Source organism: Mesorhizobium sp. B2-3-4 (assembly GCF_006442315.1).
GTDB lineage: Bacteria > Pseudomonadota > Alphaproteobacteria > Rhizobiales > Rhizobiaceae > Mesorhizobium.
The window spans coordinates 179,544-202,096 of the sequence record NZ_VFVY01000009.1 but is presented as its reverse complement, the minus strand read 5'-3'; the positions used below and the strand labels follow the sequence as shown (position 1 = coordinate 202,096).

Below are 22,553 nucleotides of genomic sequence, written 5' to 3'. Positions count from 1 at the left end.
ATAAGAGTGATTTAATTATTGACAGACGCGTTGGTCTGGTGTTTTTTGATCGGGCATCCGCGCTGGGAGAAGTCGCCTGGATGCCATGCGGGTGCCGGTTGGCCGGCATTCGGAAAATGTTCCACTGGGAGGATATCGTGACCAATACGAAACTGCTGAAGTCCACCGTTTTCGCGGCGGCCGCGCTGGGCCTGATGGCGTTCGCTTCATCCGCGTCCGCCGCCGGCGTCGGCGCCTGCCTGATCACCAAGACCGACACCAATCCGTTCTTCGTCAAGATGAAGGAGGGCGCGACCGCCAAGGCCAAGGAGCTCGGCGTCGATCTCAAGACCTATGCGGGCAAGATCGACGGTGACAGCGAGAGCCAGGTGGCCGCGATCGAGAGCTGCATTGCCGACGGCGCCAAGGGCATTCTGATCACCGCGTCCGATACCAAGGGCATCGTGCCGACGGTGAAGAAGGCGCGCGACGCGGGCCTGCTGGTGATTGCGCTCGACACGCCGCTCGATCCGATCGACGCCGCCGACGCGACCTTCGCCACCGACAATCTTGAAGCCGGCAAGCTGATCGGCGCCTGGGCCGCCGCCACGCTCGGCGACAAGGCCAAGGACGCCAAGATCGGCTTCCTCGACCTGACCCCGTCGCAGCCGACGGTCGACGTTCTGCGCGACCAGGGCTTCATGATGGGCTACGGCATCGACGTGAAGGACCCCAACAAGATCGGCGACGAGACCGATCCCCGCATCGTCGGCCATGACGTGACGAACGGCAACGAGGAAGGCGGCCGCAAGGCGATGGAAAACCTTCTGCAGAAGGACAACACCATCAACGTCATCCACACCATCAACGAGCCGGCAGCGGTCGGTGCCTATCAGGCGCTCAAGGCCGTCGGCCTTGAAAAGCAGGTGCTGATCGTTTCGGTCGACGGCGGTTGCCCCGGCGTCAAGTCGGTCGCCGAAGGCGTCATCGGCGCCACCTCGCAGCAATACCCGCTGCAGATGGCCGCTCTCGGCATCGAGGCGATCGCGGCTTTCGCCAAGGACGGCACCAAGCCGAAGCCGACCGAAGGCAAGAACTTCTTCGATACCGGCGTCAACCTCGTGACCGACAAGCCGGCCAACGGCGTCAAGTCCATCGACACCAAGGAAGGCCTCGCCAAGTGCTGGGGCTGATGCCGGCCTGACCGGCAAGGACGAAACCTGGGCGGTCGGGGCTTGATCCCCGACCGCTTCGGGTGGACGATGGGTCGCGTGACCGCGAACAATCCCGGCGACAGACCGGAAAGGCGTGGACGGGCGTCGGCGACTGGCTGACACCCTACGGGGAGGAAACATGTCTCAGGCTCAGGAATTCGAGAAGGTTCTCTCGAGCAGCGACACAAGCGTTGCCGCTTTCGACGAGCACAAATCGGCAGTCAGGCGCATCCAGCATTTCCTGCATTCGACGCCGGCGGCGGTGCCGCTGATCGTCCTGCTTCTGTCCATCGTCATTTTTGGCGTCACCATCGGCGGGCGGTTCTTCTCGTCCTACACGCTGACGCTGATCCTGCAGCAGATCGCCATTGTCGGTATTCTGGGGGCCGCGCAGACGCTGGTCATCCTGACCGCCGGCATCGACCTGTCGATCGGGGTCATCATGGTGATCTCGGCCGTGATCATGGGCAATTGCGCCGTCAGCTACGGCCTGCCGAGCGTGCTTGCCGTGGCGATCGGGCTCGCGGCCGGCGCCGCCTGCGGGCTGCTCAACGGGGTGCTGGTCGCCTACATGAAGCTGCCGCCCTTCATTGTGACGCTGGGCACCTGGAATATCGTCATGGCCACGAATTTCATCTATTCGGCCAATGAGACGATCCGCGACACCGATGTCGACGTGCAGGCGCCTTTGCTGCATCTGTTCGCCTTGAGCTTCAAGGTCGGCACCGCGGTTCTGACGGCGGGCGTGATCGCCATGGTCGCGCTGGTTCTGCTCCTCTGGTACGTGCTCAATCACACGGCATGGGGCCGCCATGTCTACGCCGTCGGCGATGACCAGGAAGCGGCCAAACTGTCCGGCATCCAGACCAAGAAGGTGCTGGTGACGGTCTACACTCTTGCCGGGCTGATTGCTGCCTTCGCGGCCTGGGTCTCCATCGGCCGCAACGGTTCGATCTCGCCGTCGGCCGCCGTCACCGACTATAATCTGCAGGCGATCACAGCGACGGTGATCGGCGGTATTTCTCTCTTCGGCGGGCGTGGCTCGATCCTGGGCACGCTGTTTGGCGCCATGATCGTCGGCGTCGTCTCTATGGGCCTCAACATGCTGGGTGCCGATCCGCAATGGAAAGTGCTGCTCACCGGGGTGCTGATCATCGGCGCCGTGGCGGTCGATCAATGGATCAGAAAGGTTTCGGCTTAGTCATGACCCAGGAGCCCATCCTCACCGCGCGTGGCCTGGTCAAGCGTTACGGTCGCGTCACCGCCCTCGACAATGCCGACTTCGACCTTTACCCCGGCGAAATCCTTGCCGTCATCGGCGACAACGGTGCCGGCAAGTCGTCGCTCATCAAGGCGATTTCAGGCGCCGTGGTGCCAGACGAGGGCGAAATCCGGCTCGAAGGCAAGACCGTCGCCTTCAAGTCGCCGATGGAAGCCCGCGAAGCCGGCATCGAAACCGTCTACCAGAACCTGGCGCTGTCGCCGGCACTGTCGATCGCCGACAACATGTTCCTTGGCCGCGAGATCCGCAAACCGGGCTTCCTCGGCCAATGGCTGCGCATGCTCGACCGCCCGGCGATGGAAAAGCGTGCCCGCGACAAACTCACCGAGCTTGGCCTGATGACCATCCAGAACATCGGCCAGGCCGTGGAGACGCTCTCGGGCGGCCAGCGCCAGGGCGTGGCGGTGGCGCGCGCCGCCGCCTTCGGCAGTCGCGTGGTGATCATGGACGAGCCGACGGCAGCACTTGGTGTCAAGGAAAGCCGCCGCGTGCTCGAACTGATCCTCGACGTCAAGAAGCGCGGCCTGCCGATCGTGCTCATCTCGCACAACATGCCGCATGTCTTCGAGGTGGCCGACCGCGTCCACATCCACCGTCTCGGCCGTCGCCTCGCCGTCATCGATCCCAAGCAATATACGATGTCCGACGCCGTTGCCTTCATGACCGGGGCAAAAGCGCCGCCGGAGGCAGCATTGGCGGCTTGAACCGCGAGCTTGCCGCAGGGGTAGCTGGCAGGGATCTTCTCTAAATCGATTGAAAACATGCTGCAATGCACTAGGATAGGCTGGGCGAAACGGTGAAAGCCGGTATGATCAGGCAAAACGAACGAGAGGCGATATGACATCCGCCATGACGATCGAAGCCCCCGCTCTCGACAATCCCGACCCCAAGACGCTCGCCGAAGAGGTCTTGATGTCGCTCAAATACCGGGTCGGCAAGGACACCACCGTTGCCACGCCCCACGACTGGCTGACCGCCTCGATCAAGGTGGTGCGCGACCGCGTCGTCGACCATTGGATGCAGGCGACGAAAGAGGCCTACGACCAGCAGGAAAAGCGCGTCTATTACCTGTCGCTCGAGTTCCTGATCGGCCGCCTGATGCGCGACGCCTTTTCCAATCTCGGCCTGATGGACAATATGCGCGAGGCGCTGTCGTCGCTCGGCGTCGATCTCGACATCATCGCGGCGCTTGAACCGGATGCGGCCCTTGGCAATGGCGGCCTTGGCCGGCTTGCCGCCTGCTTCATGGAAAGCATGGCCACCGTCGACATTCCCGCGCATGGCTACGGCATACGCTATGCCAACGGCATGTTCCGCCAGGAAATCCATGACGGCTGGCAGGTCGAACTGCCCGAAACCTGGCTGGACCACGGCAACCCCTGGGAGTTCGAGCGGCGCGAACGCTCCTTCGACGTCGGCTTCGGCGGTTCGGTGGAATCGGTGACGTCCAGGGACGGTCGCCTCGAACGGCATGTCTGGAAACCGACCGAGCATGTGCTTGCCGTCGCCTATGACACGCCTGTGGCCGGCTGGCGCGCCAAGCGCGTCAACACGCTGCGGCTGTGGTCCGGCATGCCTGTCGATCCGATCCTGCTCGACAAGTTCAACGCCGGCGACCACATCGGGGCGCTGGCCGAAAGCAACAAGGCCGATGCGCTGTCGCGCGTGCTCTATCCCGCCGATTCCCATATGGCCGGGCAGGAGCTCAGGCTCAGGCAGGAGTATTTTTTCTCCACCGCTTCGCTGCAGGACATCCTCCAGCGGCATCTGAGCCAGTACGGTGATCTCAAGTCGCTGCCAGACAAGGCTGCGATCCATCTCAACGACACTCATCCGGCGATCGCCGTGCCCGAACTGATGCGGCTCCTGATGGACGTCCACGGCATGGATTTCGATCTCGCCTGGGACATCACCAAGCGCACTTTCGGCTACACCAACCACACGCTGCTGCCCGAAGCCCTGGAGAGCTGGCCGGTGCCGCTGTTCGAGCGGCTGCTGCCGCGTCACATGCAGATCGTCTACGCCATCAACGCCCAGGTGCTTCTGGAGGCACGCGCCACCAACCAGTTTTCGGGTGAGCAGATCAGCCGCATCTCGCTGATCCAGGAAAATGGCGACCGCCGGGTCCGCATGGGCAATCTGGCCTTTGTCGGGTCGCATTCGATCAACGGCGTGTCGGCGCTGCACACCGAGCTGATGAAAGAGACGGTCTTTGCCGACCTGCACAGGCTCTATCCCGATCGCATCAACAACAAGACCAACGGCATCACGCCGCGCCGCTGGCTCATCCAGTGCAATCCGGGGCTCACCGCGCTTGCCCGGGAGGCGATCGGCGAACGCTTCATGGACGACATCGAGGCGATCAAGGGGCTCGATCCCCTGGCCGATGACGCCGCCTTCCGCGAAAAATTCGCCGCTGTGAAGCGCCAGAACAAGGCGAGGCTCGCCAATCTGGTCGCCGACCGTCTCGGCATCAAGCTCGACCCTTCGGCGCTCTTCGACATCCAGGTCAAGCGTATCCACGAATACAAGCGCCAGCTGCTCAACATCCTCGAGGCGGTCGCGCTCTATGACCAGATCCGCTCGCATCCCGAGCGCGACTGGATGCCGCGCGTGAAATTCTTCGGCGGCAAGGCCGCGCCCAGCTACCACAATGCCAAGCTGATCATCAAACTCGCCAATGACGTCGCCAGGGTCATCAATGGCGATCCATCGGTGCGCGGCCTGCTGAAGGTGGTGTTCGTGCCGAACTACAATGTCAGCCTGGCCGAGGTGCTGATGCCGGCCGCCGATCTCTCCGAGCAGATATCGACCGCCGGCATGGAGGCGTCGGGCACCGGCAACATGAAGTTCGCGCTGAACGGCGCGGTCACCATAGGCACGCTCGACGGTGCCAATGTCGAGATCAAGGAACATGTCGGAGACGACAACATCTTCATCTTCGGCCTCACCACCGAACAGGTCGCCCAACGTCGCCAGAACGGCTACAATCCGCGTGGTGTCATCGAGGCATCTCCTGAACTGGCGCAGGCCGTGGCGGCGGTTTCGTCTGGCGTCTTCTCGCCGGATGATCCCAATCGCTACCGCGACCTCATCAATGGTCTCTACAACAGCGACTGGTTCATGGTCGCGGCGGATTTCGATGCCTATGCCGCCTGCCAGCGCGATGTCGACGCCGTCTGGCGCAACAGCCCGGACTGGTACGCGCGCGCCATCCGCAACGTCGCGCGCGTCGGCTGGTTCTCCTCCGATCGCACGATCCGCCAATACGCGAAAGAAATCTGGAACGTGCCCGCCTGATATGATTGCATGAGCCATGAGCAATATGGCTCAAACCAAAAGACTTAGGGCATGATCCTGGTTTTCGGAAAAGATCATGCTCAAACAAGGAGATAGCCCGGGGAGGGCGACCGCCTGATGAGGAAGCCGCGCGCGACCGCTGCGACAAGCGGGCCTGACGGACTGGCGCCAGCCAGCGATGTCGAGGCGATTGTCGCCGGTACGCACGGCAATCCCTTTGCGGTTCTGGGTGTCCAGGAGGCCGGCAAGAGCCTGTTCGCGCGCTGCTTTGTTCCGCACGCGCAGTCCGTCACCGCTTATACGTTGACCGGCGTCGAGACAGGCGAATTGACCAGGCGCGACGACGCCGGTTTCTTCGAGGGTAAGCTGTCGATCAAGAAGCGGCAGCCGCTACGCTACCACGCGCGCAATGCCGGCGGCGACTGGTGGCTGACAGATCCCTATTCGTTCGGTCCGGTGCTAGGGCCGATGGACGACTATTATATCGCTCAGGGGTCTCACCTCAGGCTGTTCGACAAGCTTGGCGCGCATGTCATCGAGCATGAGGGTGCCACCGGCGTGCATTTCGCCGTCTGGGCTCCCAATGCAAGGCGTGTCTCGGTGGTCGGCGATTTCAACGACTGGGACGGCCGCCGGCATCCGATGCGCGACCGTCGCGACACCGGCATCTGGGAACTGTTCATTCCCGACATTGGCGCCGGCCGGCCTTACAAATACGAGATCATCGGCCCTGATGGCGTCAGGTTGCCGCTGAAGGCCGATCCGTTCGCCTTCAAGTCGGAGCTGCGCCCGGCCACGGCCTCGGTCACCGCTGAGCCGCCAGCGCATGCATGGGGTGACGAAGCGCATCGCACCTTCTGGCGCAATGCCGATCCCCGGCGCGAAGCCATTTCGATCTACGAGGTTCACGCCGGCTCCTGGCAGCTTCGTGACGACGGCACCTTCCTGTCATGGGACGAGCTTGCCGACAGGTTGATCCCCTATGTGGTCGAGACCGGCTTCACCCACATCGAGTTCCTGCCGATCTCCGAGCATCCCTACGATCCGTCCTGGGGCTACCAGACCACCGGCCTCTACGCGCCGTCGGCGCGCTTTGGCGACCCGGACGGCTTTGCCCGCTTCGTCGACGGCGCCCACCGCGCCGGCATCGGCGTCATCCTCGACTGGGTGCCGGCGCATTTCCCGGTCGACGAGCATGGCCTGGTCCATTTCGACGGCACCGCGCTCTACGAGCATGCCGATCCGCGCCAGGGTTTCCATCCCGACTGGAACACGGCGATCTACAATTTCGGCCGTAGCGAGGTGGTGTCGTTCCTGGTCAACAACGCACTGTTTTGGGCCGAGAAATATCATGTCGACGGTCTTCGCGTCGATGCGGTCGCCTCGATGCTCTACCTCGACTATTCGCGCAAGCAGGGCGAATGGATTCCCAACAAGAAGGGCGGGCGCGAAAACCTCGAGGCTGTCAGCTTCCTGCAGAAGATGAACAAGGAGCTTTACGGGCACCATCCCGGCGTCATGACCATCGCCGAGGAATCGACCTCATGGCCGAAGGTCTCGGCACCAGTCCATGAAGGCGGGCTCGGCTTCGGCTTCAAGTGGAACATGGGCTTCATGCACGACACGCTGGAGTATTTTTCCAAGGAGCCGATATTCCGCAAGCACCATCACAACGAGCTGACCTTCGGCCTGACCTACGCCTTCTCGGAGAATTTCGTACTGCCGCTCTCGCATGACGAGGTCGTGCACGGCAAAGGCACCTTGCTCGGCAAGATGGCCGGTGACGACTGGCAGAAATTCGCGACCTTGCGCGCCTACTACGGCTTCATGTGGGGCTATCCCGGCAAGAAGCTGCTGTTCATGGGCCAGGAATTCGCCCAGCGCCGCGAATGGAGCGAGGCGCGCGCGCTCGACTGGAACCTGCTCGATTTCCGCCCGCATCGCGGTGTCTGGCAGACGGTGCGCGACCTCAATTACCTCTACCGCTCGCGCCCGGCGCTGCATGGCCGCGACTGCGAACCGGAAGGGTTCTCCTGGCTGATCGTCGACGACAGTCAAAATTCGGTTTTTGCCTGGGTGCGCAACGCTCCCGGCGGCAATCCGGTCGCCGTCATCTCGAATTTCACGCCGGTGCCGCGCGACAATTATCGTGTGCCGCTGCCGAAAGCCGGCACGTGGCGCGAGATCATCAACACCGACGCTTCCGAATATGGCGGCTCCGGCATGGGCAATGGCGGTACGGTCGAGGCGAGGTCGCAGGGCAAGAGCATCTCGGCAACGATGCTTCTGCCGCCGCTATCGACGATCATGCTCGAGTGCGTCGCCGATTGAGCCGCGCAATGGACATGGCGAGACAGAGTAACTTGGGAGGGTATACATGGCAGACTTGAAAAGAACCCAGCCGCTGGCCCGCGACGCCATGGCCTATGTGCTGGCCGGCGGGCGCGGCAGCCGCCTCAAGGAATTGACGGACCGGCGCGCCAAGCCGGCGGTCTATTTCGGCGGCAAGACGCGCATCATCGACTTCGCGCTCTCCAACGCTTTGAACTCCGGCATTCGCCGCCTCGGCGTCGCCACCCAGTACAAGGCGCACTCGCTGATCCGCCACCTGCAGCGCGGCTGGAACTTCCTGCGTCCCGAGCGAAACGAGAGCTTCGACATCCTGCCGGCCAGCCAGCGCGTCTCGGAAACGCAATGGTATGAAGGCACGGCGGACGCCGTCTACCAGAACATCGACATCATCGAGGCCTATGGCCCGGAATACATGGTGATCCTGGCCGGCGACCACATCTACAAGATGGATTACGAGCTGATGCTGCGCCAGCATGTCGATGCCGGCGCCGACGTCACGGTCGGCTGCCTCGAAGTGCCGCGCATGGAAGCGACCGGCTTCGGCGTCATGCATGTCGATGCCAAGGACAACATCATCGCCTTCGTCGAAAAGCCCGCCGATCCGCCCGGCATTCCGGGCAACCCGGAATTCGCCCTGGCCTCGATGGGCATCTACGTCTTCAGGACCAAGTTCCTGATGGAGCAGTTGCGCCGCGATGCCGCCGATCCGAACTCCAGCCGCGACTTCGGCAAGGACATCATCCCCTATATCGTCACGCACGGTAAGGCGATCGCGCACCGCTTCACCAAATCCTGCGTGCGTTCCACCGCCGAGAACGAGGCCTACTGGCGTGACGTCGGCACGGTCGATGCGTATTGGGAGGCCAATATCGACCTGACGGACGTGACCCCGGAGCTCGACCTCTACGACCGCGACTGGCCGATCTGGACCTATGCCGAACTGAAGCCGCCGGCAAAATTCGTCCATGACGAGGATGGCAGGCGCGGTTCGGCCGTGTCCTCACTGGTCTCGGGCGATTGCATCGTCTCGGGCGCGACCTTGAAGAAGAGCCTGATCTTCACCGGCGCGCGCATCAATTCCTATTCGACGCTGGAAGAGGTCGTCATGCTGCCCGACGTTCATGTCGGCCGGAATGCAAAGTTGAAGCGCGTCGTCATCGACCACGGCGTCAGGATACCGGAAGGGTTGGTGGTCGGCGAGGATGCCGCTCTCGACGCCAAGCGCTTCCGCGTTTCTGAAAAGGGTATCTGCCTGATCACGCAGGACATGATCAACAAGTTGTCAACCTGACCGGCTTGGTCGACAAGCTGTCACTTTAGGGTGTTTTGTGCATGTCCTGTCCCTGAACCGTTATACGGTTGGGGCGACATGGACCAGAAGCGGATCGTCAAGCGCATGCAGGTTCTATCGATCACGCCCGAAATCTTCCCGCTGGTCAAGACCGGCGGGCTGGCCGACGTAACCGGCGCACTGCCCATTGCGCTGTCGGCCAAGGGCGTAACCATGCGTACGCTCATTCCGGGTTTTCCGGTGGTGATGGACGCCTTCAAGAAAAAGAAGGCGGTCTATCAGTACCCCTTGTTGCAGGGCGGCAAGGCCTCGATCCATGCTGTCGAACTGGCCGGGCTCGACCTGTTCGTGCTTGACGCGCCGCATCTGTTCGACCGTCCCGGCGGCCCCTATGGCAACGCCTCGGGCGCGGACTGGCCTGACAATTGGCGGCGCTTCGCGGCGCTGAGCCAGGCTGGCGCCGATATCGCCGGCGGCGCCATTTCGGGTTACCTGCCCGATATCGTGCACGCCCATGACTGGCAGTCGGCGATGACGCTGGCCTATATGCGCTACGGCAAGGCGGTCGGCACGCCGTCGATGATGACCGTCCACAACCTCGCCTTCCAGGGCCAGTTCGGCGCCGGCATCTTCGGCGAGCTCGGCCTGCCGGCCGCGGCGATGGCGCTTGACGGCGTTGAATATTATGGCGGTGTCGGCTTCCTCAAGGCCGGCCTGCAGGCCGCCTGGGCGATCACCACGGTGAGCCCGACCTATGCGCAGGAGATCCGCTCGCCCGAATTCGGCATGGGCCTCGACGGCCTCATCAACATGCGTTCAAGCGATCTCCATGGCATCGTCAACGGCATCGACACCGCCATCTGGGATCCGCAAGCCGACAAGCATCTGGTATCGACCTATACGGCCGAAACGTTGAAGGCGCGCGCGCCCAACAGGTCCGCGGTCGAGGACCGTTTCGGCCTCGACCGCGACGACAGCCCGATCGTCTGCGTCATCAGCCGGCTGACCTGGCAGAAGGGCATGGACATATTGGCGACGGTGGTCGACGGCATCGTCGCGACAGGCGCGCGGCTGGCCATACTGGGCTCCGGCGACGCCGGCCTCGAAGGCGCGCTGCTGGCCGCTGCCGCGCGCCATCGTGGCCGCATCGGCGTGGTCGTGGGCTATGATGAGGGGCTATCGCACATCATGCAGGGCGGCTGCGACGCGATCGTCATTCCCTCGCGCTTCGAACCCTGCGGGCTGACGCAGCTTTACGGCCTGCGCTATGGCTGCGTGCCGGTGGTCGCCCGCACCGGCGGCCTCGCCGACACCATCATCGATGCCAATGAGGCGGCTATGGCCGCCGGTGTGGCGACCGGGTTCCAGTTCGCGCCCAACAATGGCGGCGCGATGCTTCACGCCATCCGCCGCCTGGCCGACGCCCATGCCAGTCCCGCCACCTTCGAAACCATTCAACGCCAGGGCATGAAGACCGATGTGTCGTGGGATCGAAGCGCCGAAAAATACGTTGACCTCTATCGCCTTCTGCTTTCGAAAAGGGTTGCCTGAAGCATGATACGCACCGTCCCCACCAAGCCCTATCCCGACCAGAAGCCCGGCACCTCGGGGCTACGCAAGAAGGTGCCGGTTTTCCAGCAGGAGCACTATGCCGAGAATTTCATCCAGTCGATCTTCGACGCGCTCGACGGATTTGCCGGCAAGACACTGGTGATCGGCGGCGACGGCCGTTACTACAACCGCGAGGTCATCCAGAAGGCCATCGCCATGGCCGCCGCCAACGGTTTCGGCAAGGTGATGGTCGGGCAGGGCGGCATATTGTCGACGCCGGCCGCCTCGCACGTCATCCGCAAATACAAGACCTTCGGCGGCATCATCCTGTCGGCCAGCCACAATCCTGGCGGCCCGCACGAGGATTTCGGCATCAAGTACAATGCCGGCAATGGCGGCCCGGCCCCGGAAAAGCTGACCGACGCCATCTTTGCCAAGACCAAGGCGATTTCGAGCTTCAAGATCGCCGACATCGATCCGATCGACATCGATACGGTCGGTACCGTCAAGGCCGGCGGCATGACCGTCGAGATCATCGATCCGGTCGCCGACTACGCCGAGCTGATGGAGAGCCTGTTCGATTTCGATGCGCTGCGCAAACTGTTCAAGTCGGGATTCCGCATGCGCTTCGACGCCATGCATGCGGTGACCGGGCCTTACGCCAAGGAGATCCTCGAACACCGCCTCGGCGCGCCCAACGGCACCTGCCGCAATTTCAAGCCGTTGCCGGATTTCGGCGGCCATCACCCCGACCCTAACCTCGTCCACGCCAAGCACCTCTATGACGAGATGATGGGACCGGACGCGCCGGATTTCGGCGCTGCATCCGATGGCGACGGCGACCGCAATCTGATCATCGGCAAGGGCATTTTCGTCACCCCGTCGGATTCGGTCGCGATGCTCGCCGCCAACGCCCGCCTGGCGCCGGGCTACAAGGAAGGGCTGAAGGGCATTGCCCGCTCGATGCCGACCAGCGGTGCCGCCGACCGCGTCGCCCACAAGCTCGGCATCGGCATTTACGAAACGCCGACCGGCTGGAAATTCTTCGGCAATCTGCTCGATGCCGGCATGGCGACGATCTGCGGCGAGGAAAGTGCCGGTACCGGCTCCAACCATGTCCGCGAAAAGGACGGCCTGTGGGCCGTACTTTTGTGGCTCAACATCCTTGCCGCGCGCGGTGAGAGCTGCAAGCAGATCGTCACCGAGCACTGGGCGACCTACGGACGCAATTACTATTCGCGCCATGACTACGAGGAAGTCGAGAGCGAGCGCGCCAATGCTCTGGTCGACGAACTCAGGGCCAAGCTCGGCTCGCTGCCCGGCACCAGCGTGCGCGGCCTGAAGATCGCCAATGCCGACGATTTTGCCTATCACGACCCGGTCGACGGCTCGACCAGCGAGCACCAGGGCATCAGGATCCTGTTCGAAGGCGGCTCGCGCGTCGTCTTCCGCCTCTCCGGCACGGGCACGTCAGGCGCGACCCTGCGTGTCTATATCGAGCGCTATGAGCCCGACAAGGCGAGGCACGATCTCGACACGCAGGAGGCGCTCGCCGACCTGATTTCGGCCGCCGATGACATAGCCGGGATCAAGAGCCACACCGGGCGTAACAAGCCGAGCGTGATCACTTGAGGGTGGCGGAGCGCCCATGACGCAGCTCGGCGCCACCATCACCCAAGAAGGCATCCGTTTCGCAGCATGGTCCTCGTCGGCCCGACGTGTCTGGGTCTCGATTTTCGACGACCAGGGAAACCGCGAACGCGACCGGCTGGAACTCCAGCCAGAAGGTGAGGGCTTGCATGCGCTCTTGGTCGCGGGATTGGCGCCAGGCACGCGCTACGGCCTGCGCGCCGATGGCGACTATGCGCCCGAGCGTGGGCTATGGTTCGACCCCGACAAGCTGCTCGTCGATCCCTACGCCGTGGAAATCGACCGGCCCTATGCCTATCACTGGCGGCTTGCCGCGCGGCGCAACGAGGGCGCCGACACCGCGTCGCTGATGCCCAAGACGGTGGCCAAGGGCCTGCCCACGGCCCTTGCCATCCCGCCGCCGTTGTTTCGTCCGGGTGGCCTGATCTACGAACTGAACGTGCGCGCCTTCACCAGGCTGCATCCGGATGTCCCGGAAGAACAGCGCGGTACCATCGCCGCGCTCGCCCATCCGGCGATCATCGAGCATCTGAGAAAACTCGGCGTCTCCGCTGTCGAATTGATGCCCGTGACGGCGTCGATCGATGAGCGGCATCTGCCGCCGCTCGGCCTGAGCAATGCCTGGGGATACAATCCCGTCACGTTCATGGCGCTCGATCCGCGCCTGGCGCCTGGGGGCCTGGCGGAGTTGCGGGCCACGGTCGCCGCGCTGCGCGAGGCCGGTATCGGAACGATCCTCGACCTCGTCTTCAACCACACCGGCGAAAGCGACAGGCTCGGGCCGACGCTCTCGCTGCGCGGGCTCGACAACCAGACCTACTATCGGCAGCGGCCGGATGGCGGGCTGGTCAATGACACCGGCACCGGCAATACGATCGCCTGCGACCATCCGGCGGTGCGCGAAATGGTGCTCGACACGCTCCGTCATTTCGTGCGCCAGGTCGGCGTCGATGGTTTCCGCTTCGATCTGGCGCCGGTGCTGGGCCGCGTCGATGGTGCGTTCGATCCGCAGGCGCCGCTGCTCCAGGCCATCACCCATGACCCTGTGCTTGCCGACCGCGTGCTGATCGCCGAGCCTTGGGACATCGGAGCAAACGGCTATCAGCTGGGAAATTTCCAGCCGCCATATCTGGAATGGAACGACCGCTACCGCGACGATGTCAGGCGGTTCTGGCGCGGCGATGCCGGCATGGTCGGCTCCCTTGCCACGCGCCTTGCCGGTTCGTCCGACGTGTTCAACAGGGTAGCGGAGCCCGCAAGCCGCAGCGTGAATTTCATCGCCGCTCATGACGGCATGACGCTGGCCGACATCGTCGCCTATGAGCGTAAGCACAATGCGGCCAATGGCGAGCAGAACCGCGACGGCCACAACGACAATCTGTCCTGGAACAATGGCGTCGAGGGCGAGGTGGACGATGCAGCGATCGCCAAGGCGCGGTTCGAGGATCAGCGGTCGCTGCTCGCCACGCTGTTCGCCTCGCGCGGCACCATCATGCTGACTGCAGGCGACGAGTTCGGCAGGACACAGCAAGGCAACAACAACGCCTATGCGCAGGACAATGCTCTGACGTGGCTCGACTGGGCAGGCCGCGATCAGGCTTTGGAGCGTTACGCATCGGCGCTGGCGGCGCTTCGCCGGGCCGTGCCGGCGCTGTCGGAGACGCGTTTCCTGACGGGCCAGCCGGTTGATGGGGCCGGCATCCCCGATGTCTCATGGCTGACCGAGACCGGCGCGCTGCTTGGCGAGGCTGACTGGAACGATCCGGCGCGGCATCGCCTGGTCATGCTGCTTGGCAACGCGGGCAGCCGTCTGGCCGTCATGTTCAACGGCGACAGGCGCCATTGCCTCTTCACCTTGCCGGCGCGGGAAGGTTCTGCCTGGCATGCCGCGATCGGGATACAGGCCGTTGACCTCATGCGTCCTTTGCCTGGCCGCAGCGTCAATTTCATGATCGAGCGCAAGGCCGCAAAGGCTCGTGCCGGGAAGGGGGCGTGATGACCGAGGACAATGCGGCGCGAGACTGGTGGCGCGGCTGCGTCATCTATCAAGTCTACCCCCGGTCCTACCAGGACACGACAGGCGACGGCAGCGGCGACCTCAAGGGCATCACGTCAAGGCTGGCTCATATCGCCTCCCTCGGCGTCGACGCCGTCTGGCTGTCGCCCTTCTTCAAGTCGCCGATGGCCGACATGGGCTACGACGTATCGGACTATCGCGATGTCGACCCGATGTTCGGCACATTGGCGGACTTCGATGCACTGGTCGCGCAGGCGCACAGGCTCGGCCTGAAAATCATCATCGATCAGGTGCTGTCGCATTCGTCGGACAAGCACGAATGGTTCATCGAAAGCCGCGCCAGCCGCGACAATGCCAAGGCCGATTGGTACGTCTGGGCCGATGCCAGGCCCGATGGCGGCGCACCCAACAATTGGCTGTCGGTTTTCGGGGGGCCTTCCTGGGAATGGGACGCGACCCGCCGGCAATATTACATGCACAATTTCCTCGCCTTGCAGCCGGATCTGAATTTCCACAATCTTGAGGTCCAGGACGCTTTGCTGGATACGGTGCGGTTCTGGCTTGAGCGCGGTGTCGACGGTTTTCGGCTGGATACGGTCAACTATTACGTCCACGACCGTTGGCTGCGCAGCAATCCGCCCTTGGCGTCGAGCGTCGCCGGCACCAACACGGAGACCAACACCTACCTTTACCAGGAACACCTGTTCGACAAGACGCAGCCTGAGAACCTGGCCTTTCTCAGGCGATTCCGGGCGCTGCTCGATGAATATGGCGACCGCGCCGCCGTCGGCGAGATCGGCGATGAAGGCCGCTCCTTGCAGACGCTTGCCGCCTATACGTCCGGCGGCGAGAAGCTTCAGATGAGCTACACCTTCGATTTGCTCGGCTCGCAATTCTCGGCCGCGCATGTGCGTGGCTGCGTCGAGGCTTTCGAAAGCGCGGTTGCCGACGGCTGGGTCTGCTGGGCGTTTTCCAACCATGACGTCGTGCGCCATGTCAGCCGCTGGACGCGGCCGGACGGCGATCACGACCTTGTCGCCAAATTCTCGATCCTGTTGCTGTCTTGCCTGCGCGGTTCGATCTGCCTCTATCAGGGCGAGGAACTCGGCCTCGAGGAGGCGGAGCTTGCCTATGAGGATCTGCGCGATCCGGTCGGCATCCGCTTCTGGCCGGGCGTGAAGGGCAGGGATGGTTGCCGCACGCCGATGGCATGGGAGGCGGGGAGCGACAATGCGGGCTTCTCGACGGCCAGGCCCTGGCTGCCCGTTCCGGCAAGCCATCGCGCCCGCGCGGTCGACGTGCAGAACGGCCAAGAACACTCTGTATTGTCCGCCTACCGCTCGGCACTCGCCTTGCGCAAGCAACATCCGGCGCTGGTCGGCGGCTCGATCCGTTTTCTCGATGCCGAAGGCGATGTGCTCGCCTTCATCCGCGAAGGCAGCGGCGAGCGGCTGCTTTGCGTCTTCAATTTCGCCGGGGAGCCGGCGCGTTGGCGCGTGCCGGTGGAGATCGGAAGCGTCACCACAGCCATCGCCGGCGCCGCAGTCGAGGACAAGGAGATATCGCTGACGGCGCTCGGCTGCTTCCTTGGTCAGGTCGGCTGACGGCTTCAACAGCTTCTATTGGACGAGTACCGCCCGGCCGCAGGTCGCACCGGTGACGCGCACATCGGCCTGGCCAACGCCGACACCCAGAGCCGAAAGCACGTTGTAGAGTAAATCGTCGAGAGGTGCCGTTACGCCATTGAGCAATGCCACGACCGCCGGCTTGACCGTTCCAAGCAGGGCAGTCACATCGATGCCCAAGCCAAGCAGATTGGCCGAAAGCGACAGGTTGCTCACCAGCGACGTGGTGAGCGACTGCGAGATATTTCGCGTCGAAACGGTCTTCACCGTCTTGTTGGCGATGTCGGTCGCGTTGAAGGTCAGGGTCTGCGCACTGTTGTTGGTGATCGCGGTCGCCGCCGAACCCATCACCTGGATCAGCGGGATTCTGAGCAGCAGCAACTGCAGGCTGACATCGGCGATATCCGCATCCGTGAAGGTTTGCGGCTGGCTGAAATCGGCGAAGCCTGAAGGATTGTTGCTGTTGGCCAGGTTCAACTGGGCAACACCCGGACGCGCGGCGATGGAAACGCTGATGCTGGAGGGTCCCGTCGGACAGGTGATGTCGGTCAATCTGGCCTCGGCATAGGCGACTTCCACATTGAGTGGCAGATTGACGGCCAGCAGGCTTATGCCGCCGGAGAGGCCGGGTGTGCCGACCGTGACGGATGCCGTTAGCTTGATGCGCGTCTGCGCGGTGCGCACCACGGTGCCGATGCCATCGATCGCGAGCCATGGCGACGATTGCGCCGGTTCGCCGATGGCAACATTGAGCTTGGCGGAGACGAGCCCGGGAATGGTGGTTCCGAGATCGATGGCGGCCTGGTTGGTCCCGTTCGCCAGAACCGCGGCCGCGGTCAGCATCCCCATGGCGCTGGCGTCGACGCCAAGGCCGGTGGGCTGCTGTCCGAGGCCCAGGCTGCCGACCGAACCAAGATCGACAAGACTGCTGAGCGGGATTTTGACGGTGCTGGTCGACTTGGAGGCGATGGTCTGCAGGGCAAGCTTTGCCGTGTTGCCGAGGCCCGGAACATTGGCCATTGCGGTGGCAATCTGGCCGACCGTCGCCTTCGAGGCCAGAACGTCGGAATAGGTGCCGGCCGTGATGTTCAATTGTGTGCCAAGGGCACTGATGAAGGACAGCACGCTGACATCGGCCGATACCAGCCCGTTATAGTCCATGACGCTGAGCGAGATATTGCCGCCCAGTAGCCCGCTCAGGAGAGCGTTGAGGATGCCGCCATTGACGCTGAGCAGCCTCGATCCGACCGAGAAGGTCGCCTGCGGCGTCATGCTGGCCGTGGCCTGGGTGCCGATGACGGGAGTGGGGATCAAGGAACTCGCGAAATAGCGGTTCGGGATCTTGGCCAGCGTCACCCGGACCGCATTGTAAGGGGTAACACCCGCCTGGAAGCGCTGGCTGACATTGGCGGTCGATGCGGCATATCGGCCCTGAGTGACCGTTACCACCGTTTTCCCGACGGCCGGGGCGATGGTCTGGCCGGAAGCCTGAACGACGACGCCCGGCATGCCGTTGTCGGTAAGCGTGGTGACGACCGCGGTGTCGACGTTGTTGATGTTCGAGGCGGCGGTGATCGCCGCCAGGTCGACCATCGCCTGGGCCTCCCGGCGCTCGGTGTAGATGGAGGCCTCGTCTATGGCCACCGCTGCCAGCGCCAGTGCCACCGGGGCGCTGAGCGCGGTCATGACAGCGAAGTTCGCTCTCCTGTCTCCCATCATGGACCGGGCAAGCCGGCCGATGCGTCCGCGCGGCAGCATTCAGATACCCCCGACCCTGATCGTGGACTGACGTGTGATCGTCGTCCCCGGCATGGCTATGCCCGGAAATAGGTTCCAGATCGGCAGGTTGCGCGCATCGTACTGGATCGCTACCACGAATTGGCTGCCGTCGGCGGTGCTGTCATTGGCCCGGTAGGTCAGCTTGCTGGCATCGACGAAGGGATAGCCGCCCGCATTGTTGGCGATATAGCTGGCCACCAGCGTCTGGCGCTCGGTCTGGTTGACCCCGGCAATGGCCGTCCGGGCGGCGTCTGCCGCAATTTGCTGGATCGAGTTGGCGGCCCCGAAATAGATGCCGTATGCAACCATTCCGAGCAGAAGGAGAATGAAGAGCGGCGACAACAGGGCGAATTCGACCGCCGACGTTCCCGAATTGTCTGTTCGGAACGCACGCCTTCGTACCATGAAAATGAGGTTTTGAACCATGGTGCCGAGCATGCCAAATTTCGCATGCAAAAGGGAAAACTCTGGGTGCAACCTTAAGGTGTGTCCAATTGAAAAAGCCGCTCTAAATTAGCCGTTGCTTCTTCGATTGCGACGATTGACTTAGGGTCAATCAGTACTCGGTTGAAAAGAGCTTACCGCCTGTCTAGTCTCCTGCCACCAGCCCCCGGAGGGAACCGGCGGCGCGCTCAAAGGAGCCAGATAATCGGCTTCGGGGCGTCAACACGAAAAGGCGCGCCAACCGGCAGCGCCGACAGGGAGAACTTCATGCTGAAAAACATGCTGAAGGCGACGGTATTCGCCACCACCATGGCCGTAGCCGCCGGCGCATTCTACACGCCGGCTTTCGCGGAGAGTGTCTACAACCGGGGCACCGCCGCTGAATCGGAGTCGGTCGATCCGCACAAGACCTCGACGGTCTATGAGGCCAATGTGCTGCGTGATCTGTTCCAGGGACTGGTCATGCAGGACGAGAAGGCGAACCTCATTCCGGGCGCCGCCGAAAGCTGGACGGTATCGGATGACGGCACCGTCTACACCTTCAAGCTGCGCAAGGACGGCATGTGGTCTGACGGCAGCCCGGTGACGGCGGACGACTTCGTCTATGCCTTCCACCGGCTGGAAGATCCGGCGACCGGCGCCGAATATGCCTCGATGCTCTATCCGGTGAAGGGCGCGGAGGACGTCAACACCAAGAAGGGCAAGCCCGAGGACATGGGTGTCAAGGCGATAGACGCCGGCACCCTGGAGGTGACGCTGAAGGCGCCGACACCTTACTTCCTGGAGATGCTAACGCACCAGGCGACCTATCCGGTCAGCAAGGCTTCCATCGAGAAGCTCGGCGCCGACTGGATCAAGCCCGGCAATCTTGTCTCGAACGGCGCCTATACGCTGGCCGAATGGGTTCCCAACGACCACATGAAACTGGTCAAGAATCCAAAATTCTGGGACGCAGCGACGGTCAAGTTCGACGTCGTCAACTACATCCCGACCGAAGACCGCTCATCGGCGATGAAACGCTTCGAGGCTGGTGAACTCGACAGCTATGACGACCTGCCGACCGAACAGCTCGCCGACCTCAAGACCAAGTTTGGCGACCAGATCCATGTCGGGCCATATCTGGGCACCTATTACTATGCGATCAAGACGGACAAGGCGCCGTGGAACAATCCCGAGCTGCGCAACGCCATTTCCATGGCGATTGACCGCGACTTCATCGCCGAGAAGGTCTGGCAGAATTCGATGCTGCCCGGCTATTCGATGGTGCCTCCGGGCATCGAGGGCTACACGCCCGCAATGGCCAAATACGCCGACATGCCGCAGATCGACCGTGAGGATGCGGCCAAGAAGATCCTGGAGAAGCTTGGCTACACGCCCGAACATCCGCTGAAGATGGAAATCCGCTACAACACGTCGGAGAACCACAAGAACACCGCGGTCGCCATCCAGGAACAGCTGAAGCCGCTGGGCGTCGACGTCACGCTGCTCAACACCGACACCAAGACGCACTACTCCTTCCTCGAGCAGAAGGGCGACTATGACGTGGCGCGTGCCGCCTGGATCGCCGACTACAAGGATCCGGAGACCTTCCTCGGCATCACCCGCAAGGCCAGCGGCAACAACTATTCGAACTACGACAGCGCCGCCTACGAAGCGGCAATGGACAAGGCCGCGGCCGCCGGCGGCAAGCCCGAAGAGCGCATGAAGGACCTCGCAGCGGCCGAACGCATCCTCATCGACGACGTCGGCCAGATCCCGCTTCTCTACTACAGCTACCACGACATCGTGTCCTCGAAGCTGCATGGCTTCGTCGACAATGTGATGGACGTGCATCCGTCGCGTTTCGTCAGCAAGGACTGATCCCTGGCCAAGCCGCCGCGCTCCTGAAAGGCGCGGCGGCGCTGGTTTGCCGTCGCATCGGCCCGGGAAGCGAAACTCGATTTTCGAAACATCCGGTGCGAAGATTGAAGGCTGGAGTGCAATCGTCCAACGGGACGGGCGTGCTCCGGATCAAGCGGGGCACCGATGCTGCGATATGTATTCCGGCGGCTTTTGACCGCCATCCCGACGCTGTTCGTCATCGTGACGATGGCGTTCTTCCTGATGCGCGTCGCGCCAGGCGGTCCATTCAACCAGGAGCGCGGGCTCAGCCCCGAGATCAAGGCCAACCTCGAGGCCCAGTTCGGCCTCAACGATCCGCTCTGGCTGCAATATGTCCACTATCTCGGCAATCTCCTGCGCGGCAATTTCGGCCCGAGCTACAACATGCCGGATTTCACCGTCACTGAACTGTTCGCCAAGGGCCTGCCCATATCAGTCCAGCTCGGCGCCTCGGCGCTGATCCTGGCGCTGCTGCTCGGCAGCGTGCTCGGCACCATTGCCGCGCTCAACCAGAACAAGCTTGGCGACTATACGGTGATCGCCTTGGCGACGGCCGGCAGCACCATCCCGACCTTCGTCATCGCGCCAGTGATCCAGCTCCTGTTCGGGCTCACCTGGAAGCTGCTGCCGATCGGCGGCTGGGGCGACGGCGCCTTCATCAACAAGGTCGGTCCGGTGCTGACGCTTGCCTTGCCGCAGATCGCCATCGTTGCCCGTCTGATGCGCGGCTCGATGATCGAATCGCTGCGCTCCCATCATATCCGCACCGCCCGCGCGCTCGGCCTCTCCGACTGGTCGGTGGTGGTCAAGCACGCCTTGCGCGGCGCCATCCTGCCGATCGTCTCTTTCACCGGTCCGGCAGCGGCGGCCCTGCTGACGGGCTCGGTCATCGTCGAGACAATCTTCTCCATTCCCGGCGTCGGCCGCTATTTCGTCGATGCCGCGCTCAACCGGGACTACACGCTGGTGATGGGTACGGTGGTGGTGATCGCCATCTTCACCATCGTCTTCAACCTGATCGTCGACGTCATGTATGCGGTCGTCGATCCGAGGGTGCGCTATGACTGACATCGCCGCCACAGCTCCGGTAATCGTCGGTCGTTCGCTCTGGGGTGACGCATGGGCGCGCCTCAAGGCCAACCGCGCCGCCATGCTCAGCCTTTACTATCTCGTCTTTATCGCGCTCATCAGCGTCTTTGGCCCCTGGTTCGTGCCGCATCAATACACGACCATCTATGCCGACTATGTGCGCATGCCGCCAAGCCTCTCGGCCTACCCGAAGCCGGACATGATCCAAGGTGCCCTCACGGACGCTATCAAGCGTATGCGGGTCGACCTCAAGGAGTGGCATCAGGAAGGCAGTCGCGTCACGGTCACGGTCACCTCGACCAAACCGATCGATGATCGCAACGTTCGCTATCTCGACCGCTCGGACGCCTTTGACGACACCAAGATCGAGAGCAAGTCTCCCGACGGGCTAGAAGTGACGATGAGCACCTCGGTCAAGCAGCAATATTTCCTGTTCGGCACCGACAATACCGGCCGCGATCTGCTCTCGCGCACGCTGATGGCCGGGCGCATCTCGCTTGCCATCGGCCTGCTCGCCGGTGTCGTGGCGGTGGTGATCGGCGTCATCTATGGCGCCGCCGCCGGCTTCTCCGGAGGCAAGGTCGACGAGGTGATGATGCGCATCGTCGACGTGCTCTACTCCTTGCCGTTCATCTTCTTCGTCATCATGCTGGTGGTGTTCTTCGGCCGTAATTTCGTGCTGATGTTCCTGGCGGTCGGGGCGGTGCTATGGCTCGACATGGCCCGCATCGTGCGCGGCCAGGCGCTCTCGATCCGCCGCCAGGAATATGTTCAGGCAGCCGAAGCGATGGGCGTCGGCCAGCGCGGGATCCTGTTGCGTCACGTCATCCCCAACCTGCTCGGCCCGGTGGTGATCTACATGACGCTGCTGGTGCCGCAGGTCATCATCCTGGAGAGTTTTCTGTCGTTCCTCGGTCTCGGCGTGCAGGAACCGATGACCAGCTGGGGCGTGCTGATCTCGGTCGGCGCCAAGAACATCGGTACCGCCAACTGGCTGCTCTTGTTTCCTGCTTTCTTCCTCGTCTCGACGCTGTTTGCCCTGAATTTCGTCGGCGACGGCCTGCGCGACGCACTCGACCCGAGAGACCGATAAGATGGG

At 63.0% G+C, this 22,553-nt stretch carries 15 protein-coding genes; 13 read left to right on the top strand and 2 right to left on the bottom strand.

Going from position 1 to position 22,553, the window contains the following annotated elements; genetic code table 11:
* The first annotated feature begins 155 nt into the window (after nucleotides 1-155).
* From FJ967_RS16100 to FJ967_RS16055, 10 genes are all read left to right on the top strand, one after another.
* The gene (locus FJ967_RS16100) at nucleotides 156-1,172 is read left to right on the top strand and encodes a sugar ABC transporter substrate-binding protein (RefSeq protein ID WP_181175923.1); all 1,017 of its coding nucleotides are present in this window, start codon (nucleotides 156-158) and stop codon (nucleotides 1,170-1,172) included.
* A 160-nt stretch (nucleotides 1,173-1,332) separates the two neighbouring features.
* Nucleotides 1,333-2,394, top strand: coding sequence for an ABC transporter permease (locus FJ967_RS16095; protein WP_140732798.1), 1,062 nt, complete (start codon nucleotides 1,333-1,335; stop codon nucleotides 2,392-2,394).
* 2 nt (nucleotides 2,395-2,396) lie between these two features.
* Nucleotides 2,397-3,179, top strand: coding sequence for an ATP-binding cassette domain-containing protein (locus FJ967_RS16090; protein WP_056563740.1), 783 nt, complete (start codon nucleotides 2,397-2,399; stop codon nucleotides 3,177-3,179).
* 133 nt (nucleotides 3,180-3,312) lie between these two features.
* On the top strand, nucleotides 3,313-5,775 hold the full coding sequence (locus tag FJ967_RS16085; RefSeq protein ID WP_140732797.1) for a glycogen/starch/alpha-glucan phosphorylase: 2,463 nt from the start codon (nucleotides 3,313-3,315) through the stop codon (nucleotides 5,773-5,775).
* A gap of 117 nt (nucleotides 5,776-5,892) precedes the next feature.
* Nucleotides 5,893-8,106, top strand: a complete 2,214-nt coding sequence (gene glgB, locus FJ967_RS16080; protein ID WP_140732796.1) for a 1,4-alpha-glucan branching protein GlgB — start codon at nucleotides 5,893-5,895, stop codon at nucleotides 8,104-8,106.
* A 46-nt stretch (nucleotides 8,107-8,152) separates the two neighbouring features.
* Nucleotides 8,153-9,418: a glucose-1-phosphate adenylyltransferase gene (glgC, locus tag FJ967_RS16075; RefSeq protein WP_140732795.1), complete on the top strand. Its 1,266-nt coding sequence runs from the start codon at nucleotides 8,153-8,155 to the stop codon at nucleotides 9,416-9,418.
* Between the two features lie 105 nt (nucleotides 9,419-9,523).
* Nucleotides 9,524-10,969 carry a glycogen synthase GlgA gene (gene glgA, locus FJ967_RS16070; RefSeq protein ID WP_140732865.1) on the top strand — a complete coding sequence of 482 codons (1,446 nt, stop codon included), beginning with the start codon at nucleotides 9,524-9,526 and terminating at the stop codon, nucleotides 10,967-10,969.
* Nucleotides 10,970-10,972: 3 nt separating this feature from the next.
* On the top strand, nucleotides 10,973-12,601 hold the full coding sequence (locus FJ967_RS16065; protein ID WP_140732794.1) for an alpha-D-glucose phosphate-specific phosphoglucomutase: 1,629 nt from the start codon (nucleotides 10,973-10,975) through the stop codon (nucleotides 12,599-12,601).
* Between the two features lie 16 nt (nucleotides 12,602-12,617).
* Nucleotides 12,618-14,615: a glycogen debranching protein GlgX gene (gene glgX / locus FJ967_RS16060; RefSeq protein ID WP_140732793.1), complete on the top strand. Its 1,998-nt coding sequence runs from the start codon at nucleotides 12,618-12,620 to the stop codon at nucleotides 14,613-14,615.
* The gene (locus tag FJ967_RS16055) at nucleotides 14,615-16,240 is read left to right on the top strand and encodes an alpha-glucosidase family protein (protein WP_140732792.1); all 1,626 of its coding nucleotides are present in this window, start codon (nucleotides 14,615-14,617) and stop codon (nucleotides 16,238-16,240) included. Before glgX ends, FJ967_RS16055 begins: the two co-directional genes overlap by 1 nt.
* Before the next feature lie 15 nt (nucleotides 16,241-16,255).
* Here the strand turns inward: FJ967_RS16055 and FJ967_RS16050 are convergent, their stop codons facing one another.
* Together FJ967_RS16050 and FJ967_RS16045 are read right to left on the bottom strand one after the other, a co-directional pair.
* Complete coding sequence (locus tag FJ967_RS16050) at nucleotides 16,256-17,947, bottom strand: TadG family pilus assembly protein (protein WP_246675279.1); 1,692 nt, start codon at nucleotides 17,945-17,947, stop codon at nucleotides 16,256-16,258.
* A gap of 72 nt (nucleotides 17,948-18,019) precedes the next feature.
* Nucleotides 18,020-18,466, bottom strand: coding sequence for a TadE/TadG family type IV pilus assembly protein (locus FJ967_RS16045; protein WP_181175919.1), 447 nt, complete (start codon nucleotides 18,464-18,466; stop codon nucleotides 18,020-18,022).
* A 285-nt stretch (nucleotides 18,467-18,751) separates the two neighbouring features.
* Between FJ967_RS16045 and FJ967_RS16040 the strand changes: the two genes are divergently transcribed.
* The 3 genes from FJ967_RS16040 to FJ967_RS16030 all read left to right on the top strand — a co-directional run bounded on the left by FJ967_RS16040 (nucleotide 18,752) and on the right by FJ967_RS16030 (nucleotide 22,547).
* Nucleotides 18,752-20,344: a peptide ABC transporter substrate-binding protein gene (locus FJ967_RS16040; protein ID WP_140732790.1), complete on the top strand. Its 1,593-nt coding sequence runs from the start codon at nucleotides 18,752-18,754 to the stop codon at nucleotides 20,342-20,344.
* A gap of 165 nt (nucleotides 20,345-20,509) precedes the next feature.
* Nucleotides 20,510-21,433, top strand: a complete 924-nt coding sequence (locus FJ967_RS16035) for an ABC transporter permease subunit (protein ID WP_019857069.1) — start codon at nucleotides 20,510-20,512, stop codon at nucleotides 21,431-21,433.
* The gene (locus FJ967_RS16030) at nucleotides 21,426-22,547 is read left to right on the top strand and encodes an ABC transporter permease subunit (protein WP_140732789.1); all 1,122 of its coding nucleotides are present in this window, start codon (nucleotides 21,426-21,428) and stop codon (nucleotides 22,545-22,547) included. Before FJ967_RS16035 ends, FJ967_RS16030 begins: the two co-directional genes overlap by 8 nt.
* Nucleotides 22,548-22,553: the final 6 nt, after the last annotated feature.

Coding starts and splice junctions, on each gene's coding strand:
- FJ967_RS16040 (WP_140732790.1), top strand. CDS start 18,752: ATGCTGAAAAACATGCTGAAGGCGACGGTATTCGCCACCACCATGGCC.
- FJ967_RS16035 (WP_019857069.1), top strand. CDS start 20,510: ATGCTGCGATATGTATTCCGGCGGCTTTTGACCGCCATCCCGACGCTG.
- FJ967_RS16050 (WP_246675279.1), bottom strand. CDS start 17,947: ATGACCGCGCTCAGCGCCCCGGTGGCACTGGCGCTGGCAGCGGTGGCC.
- FJ967_RS16065 (WP_140732794.1), top strand. CDS start 10,973: ATGATACGCACCGTCCCCACCAAGCCCTATCCCGACCAGAAGCCCGGC.
- FJ967_RS16085 (WP_140732797.1), top strand. CDS start 3,313: ATGACATCCGCCATGACGATCGAAGCCCCCGCTCTCGACAATCCCGAC.
- glgB (WP_140732796.1), top strand. CDS start 5,893: ATGAGGAAGCCGCGCGCGACCGCTGCGACAAGCGGGCCTGACGGACTG.
- FJ967_RS16045 (WP_181175919.1), bottom strand. CDS start 18,466: ATGGTTCAAAACCTCATTTTCATGGTACGAAGGCGTGCGTTCCGAACA.
- FJ967_RS16095 (WP_140732798.1), top strand. CDS start 1,333: ATGTCTCAGGCTCAGGAATTCGAGAAGGTTCTCTCGAGCAGCGACACA.
- FJ967_RS16030 (WP_140732789.1), top strand. CDS start 21,426: ATGACTGACATCGCCGCCACAGCTCCGGTAATCGTCGGTCGTTCGCTC.
- glgX (WP_140732793.1), top strand. CDS start 12,618: ATGACGCAGCTCGGCGCCACCATCACCCAAGAAGGCATCCGTTTCGCA.
- FJ967_RS16055 (WP_140732792.1), top strand. CDS start 14,615: ATGACCGAGGACAATGCGGCGCGAGACTGGTGGCGCGGCTGCGTCATC.
- glgA (WP_140732865.1), top strand. CDS start 9,524: ATGCAGGTTCTATCGATCACGCCCGAAATCTTCCCGCTGGTCAAGACC.
- FJ967_RS16090 (WP_056563740.1), top strand. CDS start 2,397: ATGACCCAGGAGCCCATCCTCACCGCGCGTGGCCTGGTCAAGCGTTAC.
- glgC (WP_140732795.1), top strand. CDS start 8,153: ATGGCAGACTTGAAAAGAACCCAGCCGCTGGCCCGCGACGCCATGGCC.